Origin of the sequence: Mycobacterium sp. (genome assembly GCF_036488105.1) — a bacterium.
Lineage (GTDB): Bacteria > Actinomycetota > Actinomycetes > Mycobacteriales > Mycobacteriaceae > Mycobacterium.
This window is the reverse complement of sequence record NZ_DASXHW010000059.1, coordinates 1-5,602: the sequence shown is the minus strand read 5'-3', so window position 1 is coordinate 5,602 and position 5,602 is coordinate 1. Positions and strand designations below refer to the sequence as shown.

General features: G+C 64.5%; 5 protein-coding genes. 1 reads left to right on the top strand and 4 read right to left on the bottom strand.

Going from position 1 to position 5,602, the window contains the following annotated elements:
• From VGH54_RS03140 to VGH54_RS03125, 4 genes are all read right to left on the bottom strand, one after another.
• Window positions 1-720, bottom strand: a 720-nt coding sequence (locus tag VGH54_RS03140; RefSeq protein ID WP_331510475.1) for an AAA family ATPase, incomplete at its 3' end; no start/stop codon positions are given.
• Between the two features lie 198 nt (window positions 721-918).
• Window positions 919-1,611, bottom strand: a complete 693-nt coding sequence (ripB, locus tag VGH54_RS03135) for an NlpC/P60 family peptidoglycan endopeptidase RipB (RefSeq protein ID WP_331510474.1) — start codon at window positions 1,609-1,611, stop codon at window positions 919-921.
• A gap of 39 nt (window positions 1,612-1,650) precedes the next feature.
• Window positions 1,651-3,066, bottom strand: coding sequence for an NlpC/P60 family peptidoglycan endopeptidase RipA (ripA, locus tag VGH54_RS03130; RefSeq protein WP_331510473.1), 1,416 nt, complete (start codon window positions 3,064-3,066; stop codon window positions 1,651-1,653).
• A 249-nt stretch (window positions 3,067-3,315) separates the two neighbouring features.
• On the bottom strand, window positions 3,316-3,858 hold the full coding sequence (locus VGH54_RS03125) for a DUF6676 family protein (RefSeq protein WP_414688629.1): 543 nt from the start codon (window positions 3,856-3,858) through the stop codon (window positions 3,316-3,318).
• Between the two features lie 205 nt (window positions 3,859-4,063).
• Here VGH54_RS03125 and acnA point away from each other — a divergent pair.
• Window positions 4,064-5,602 (top strand): aconitate hydratase AcnA (gene acnA, locus VGH54_RS03120; protein WP_331510472.1); only part of this gene is annotated, 1,539 nt, incomplete at its 3' end.

The following is a 5,602-nucleotide window of genomic DNA, read 5'->3' as shown; positions in this document are numbered from 1 at the left end:
CCTCAGCAGGTCCCCGGTGTTGAGGATCTGCTTGGGCTCCGGCGGCCGGACGCCCATCCGGTAGATGATCTCGCGCTCTTCCTCCGGTGAGGGGTAGCCGACGTTGATCTTGAACAGGAAGCGGTCCCGCTGAGCCTCCGGCAGCGGGTAGACGCCCTCATGCTCGATCGGGTTCTGGGTGGCCATCACCAGGAACGGGTTGGGCAGCTGGAAGGTCTTGCCGCCGATCGACACGTGGCGTTCCTGCATGACCTCCAGCAGCGCCGACTGCACCTTGGCCGGCGCACGGTTGATTTCGTCAGCGAGCAGGAAATTGGCGACGACCGGGCCGAGTTCGGTGTCGAACTCCTCCTTGCCCTGCCGGTAGATGCGGGTACCGATGATGTCGGTGGGCACCAGGTCGGGGGTGAACTGGATGCGGGCGAACGTTCCGCCGACCACCTTCGCGAAGGTTTCCACGGCCAGGGTCTTGGCGACACCGGGCACACCTTCCAGCAGCACGTGACCCTTGGACAGCAGGCCGACGAGCATCCGCTCGACGAGCTGGTCTTGGCCGACGATGATTCGTTTGACCTCGAAGATGGCGCGTTCCAGGGTGTGCACCTCTGCGGCCAGGCCGTTGCCACCACCGCCCGGGGCCGCGTGCGCAGGTGCCGTTGATGATCCGCCCGGACCCGAGTAACCGCTGGTGCCCGGGGGCGGCCCGCCTGCTGATGTCATCGATTACCCTCCACGGCTCAACCTTCCAAAGCTCAAACAGACACGACTCTCGCACGACGAATGTCGTGGGGCAGCGGCGTGCCCTTGTTCAACTATTCCAGGCCACCCGGCATCCGTCGACGTGGCCGTCCCGCCCGGCGACGATGCAGGCCGTATTCGGCCTGCCGAGGAGCCGGGCAACCAACTCGAGACGCCCGCTCAGTTCTCGATGATCCGGGTCAGGAATGGCGTCATGCCACCCTTGCGAACCGGGCTGACCGTGACTTTGCCGGCACTGCCCGACGCCTCCAGCATCTGCCCGTTGCCCAGGTAGATGGTGACGTGCTGACCACCACCCGGGCCATAGAAGATCAGGTCGCCGCGCTTGGCCTGCGACGGCGGGATATGACGACCGGCGTTGTACTGGTCACCGGAAAACCTCGGTAGCAGCACTCCCACTCCGGCGAAGCTGTACCGAACCAGTCCCGAGCAGTCGAAGCCGACGGTGTTGGCGCCGGAGTCGACGCCTTTGCTCGGCGCGTTGGGGGTGCCGCCGCCCCACGAATACGGCACACCCATCTGCGACGACCCGCGACGGATCACGTACTCGACCGCCTGCCGGCCGTACACCCGCGGAATCCCGTTGGGACTGGTGGTGTTTCCGCCAAGATTGATGCCCAGTCCGCCGAGGAATTGCTTGCCCAGATCGAGGGTGGTCTGGGTGGCGTTGGCGGTGGCCTGCAGCGACTGGTTGGCGATGGCGACCGGGTCGCCGGGCGCGCCGGCGCTGATCACCGGCGGCAGCGTCGGGTCCCAGGAGCCGTCTTCGGCGTTCGCCGGAACGGCCAGTCCGAGCAGCAGACTGAGGGCAGCCAGTACCGGCCAGACCAGCCTGGTCCAGCGAAAGCCCATAGAGTCCGTAAATCCTTGGCGCATAAATCCTTTCACGCGTCAGTATTCGATGTAACGGACCACATAGGGCGTCATGCCGCTGGTGCGAACCGGCGCGACACGAACCTTCAGACCCACGTCGGGCGCCTCGAGCATCTGCCCCTGACCGAGGTAGATCGTCACGTGCTGGCTGCCGCCGGGGCCGTAGAAAATCACGTCGCCACGGCGCATCTGCGAGGCCGGGATCTTACGGCCGAGGTCGTACTGCGAGCCGGAGTAGTGCGGCAGCTTGATGCCCACGCCGGCGAACGAATACAGCACCAGGCCAGAACAGTCGAAACCGGTTGTGCCCGAGCCGGATCCGATGCCCTTGCCGGGTCCGGCGGCGGTGCCACCACCCCATGAGTACGGCACGCCCAACTGCGACAGCCCGCGCCGGATCACGTACTCCGACGCTTGCCGCCCATAGACCCGCGGGATCTTGCCGTTGGTGAAACCGGTGGGAGTGGGAGCCAACCCCAGCTGCTGCAGGAAGCTGCGGCCCATGTTGGAGGTGACCTCCGACGAGGTCGCCGAAATGCCCAAGACCTTGTTGAGAATCGCGATCGGATCACCGGGAACGTTGGCGCTGGGCACCTGCGGCAGCGTGGGATCCCATGCACCGTCCCAGTTTCCGCCGCTACCCTGCGGTCGGTTGGGTGAACCCGGCGCCGCCGGGTCCCACCGGTCAGACGACGCCGCCCGCGATCCGGCATCCGGTCCGCCCGCGGATGCCGACCAATTGCGGGCGGCGTCGAGTCTGGCTTGGGCGGCATTACGCTCATCGCCCAGTCGAGTGACTTCCTGTTGCTGCTCGCCGAACTTGTGCTGCACGGAGGTCAGGGCCGCCACCGCTGCGTTCTGACTGGATTGAGCGTCGGCGACGGCCTTGTCGGCCTTCTGCTTGGCCAGCCGAGCCGACGAATCCTTGTTCAACTGCTCGGTGCGGGCCCTTTGCAGGTTGTCCATCACCTGCTGCGAACTGGTCGCCAGGGCCTGGCCGGCGGCCGCGGTCGCGATCATGTCGTCGGGGCCGGCCGCCGTGAGGTAGCTGTCCGACGGGCCGTTGACGTAGCTGGCCACCGCGAAACGGTCGAATCGCTTCTGGGCGGCCGCGATTGCGGCGTCGGCGTTTTTGACCGATTGCCGGCTAGCCTCGACGTCGTGTTGCGCGGCGGTCGCGTTGTCGCGCGCGGTCTCGACGTCAACCACCGCCTTGTTGACGCTCTCTTCCTCGGTCTGGATTTGCGCGTTGAGATCCTGCAGGCGCTGATTGGCCTGTGCCACGTCGGCAATCAGTTTGGCCATCGTGTCTGGGTCGGCCTTGGCCAGACCCGGTGTGGCCAGCAACAGTGCCACGCTGATCACCGCGGGACCCACGCGGTGCATGAACGCGGTAGCCACTCGGAAAGACGAGCCGCGGCAGTTGCGTCTCATACGACTCGGGTCTCCTTGGCTCAACGCGGGGCGGATGGCGCTAGCACTCCGAGCTCCCAGCAATCACTGGAAGCACGAATAAACCAAAAACATCCCTTGCACCGTAAGTCACATCTGACCCAATAGAAACTTATGTCACAAATTACAAGTCTGTTCTTCTGCCAACTGTGACCCTATGGTGACATCACTAATTTGCCCGCGAGGCGGTACAGGTGCCGGCGCTATGCGACACGCGCGGAATACGGCGAGTTAGTCGCTTCGATCAGCGTCGTTGTGGGCTGCTTCGGCGCTTTCCTGCGACGTTGCTGACCGCCTGGCTCGCAGTTGCATGAATCGGATTCCGATCACCGCCGCCAATACTCCGATCATTACCACGATGGTGAATCCGGTCCATGGAAACTGGGGCGTCTCGAGTTGATGCAGGAAATTCTGCGCTGACACCACCGTGTTTCCGGTTTTGGCGTTGTCTTCGCCGATCTCCAGGGTGGCGCGCGGGAAGTGCGTGCTGTAGCTGCCGACAAAGTTTGGGCTGAGCACCAGCACGGTTGCGTCGGGGTGTTGGGAGCCGACCACCGTCGCGATGTCGCGCAGCGGGGTGTCGTTCAGCGGATTGTGGTCCAGCACGACGATCTTGAGATCGATGCCGTGCTCGTGGGCCTGGTTGACCAACTCGAGCAAGGCCGGCGCGACGGACGGCGGCGCGCTGATGTTGCCGACGTCGACCTGCTGCTGAACGATCGCCAGGCACGCATCGGGGTTGCTCGCCGGATCGGCGCCGACAGTGCCGCAGATCTCGCCCGGGATATAGAGCGGCGCGTGCGGGGTGGTCACGGTTGGAAACCGTACCGCCTGACGACGCGAGCGTTACGGCAGGTGTCGCCCACAAGAAATGGAAGTTTCGGGTCCGCCCCGAATGCAGGACAAGCGTACTGTTAGACTTGGCAGCGCTTCGCCGACACAGCCCGTCGGCGAGCCGAACTTAAATACGGGAGTGGATGTGACCAGCAAAGATTCGGTGAATTCATTCGGAGCGCGCGACACCTTGAAGGTCGGCGGCGACAGTTACGAGATCTATCGGTTAGACGCGGTTCCGGGCACGGAGAAGCTTCCCTACAGCCTGAAAGTGCTCGCCGAAAACCTGCTCCGCAACGAAGACGGCAGCAACATCACCAAGGACCACATCCAGGCGATCGCCCAGTGGGATCCCAAAGCTGAACCCAGCATCGAAATCCAGTACACGCCGGCCCGCGTGGTCATGCAGGACTTCACCGGCGTGCCGTGCATCGTCGACTTGGCCACCATGCGAGAGGCCATCGGTGATCTGGGCGGTGACCCCGAGAAGGTCAATCCGTTGGCGCCGGCCGACCTGGTGATCGACCACTCGGTGATCGCCGACCTGTTCGGCACCGCCGACGCCTTCGAGCGCAACGTCGAGATCGAGTACGAGCGCAACGGCGAGCGCTACCAATTTCTGCGCTGGGGGCAGGGCGCGTTCGATGACTTCAAGGTCGTGCCGCCCGGCACCGGCATCGTGCACCAGGTCAACATCGAATATCTGGCCAGTGTGGTGATGACCCGCGACGGGGTCGCCTACCCCGACACCTGTGTGGGAACCGACTCGCACACCACGATGGTCAACGGCCTTGGCGTGCTGGGCTGGGGTGTCGGTGGCATCGAAGCCGAGGCCGCCATGCTCGGTCAGCCGGTGTCGATGCTGATTCCGCGGGTCGTCGGCTTCAAGCTGACTGGCGAGATCAAGCCGGGCGTCACCGCCACCGACGTGGTGCTCACCGTAACCCAGATGCTGCGCAAGCACGGCGTTGTCGGCAAGTTCGTCGAGTTCTACGGCGAAGGTGTTGCCGAGGTGCCGTTGGCCAACCGCGCCACCCTGGGCAACATGAGTCCCGAATTCGGTTCCACCGCAGCTATTTTCCCGATCGACCAGGAAACCATCGACTACTTGAAGTTCACCGGCCGCAAGGAACAGCAGCTGGCGCTGGTGGAGACTTACGCCAAAGAGCAGGGCTTGTGGCACGACCCCAAGCACGAGCCGGCGTTCTCGGAATACCTGGCGCTCGACCTGTCCGAGGTGGTGCCGTCGATCGCCGGGCCGAAGCGTCCGCAAGACCGAATCATCTTGTCGGAAGCCAGATCTGCCTTTCGCAAGACGATTCCCAGCTATGTCGGCGACGGCTCCGACACGCAGGGATATTCGAAGCTTGACCAGGAACTCGATGAGACGTTCCCGGCCAGCGACCCCGGCCAGGTGGACAACGGTCATGCCGACGACGCGCCGGCCGTGCAGTCGGCCGCCGCGCACTCCGAGGGCCGCCCGACCAATCCGGTGACGGTGAAATCCGACGAACGGGGCGAGTTTGTGCTCGACCACGGCGCGGTGGTGATCGCCGCGATCACGTCGTGCACCAACACCTCTAATCCCGAGGTGATGCTGGGCGCGGCACTGCTGGCCCGCAACGCCGTCGAAAAGGGGCTGGCCTCCAAGCCGTGGGTGAAGACCACGATGGCGCCGGGCTCG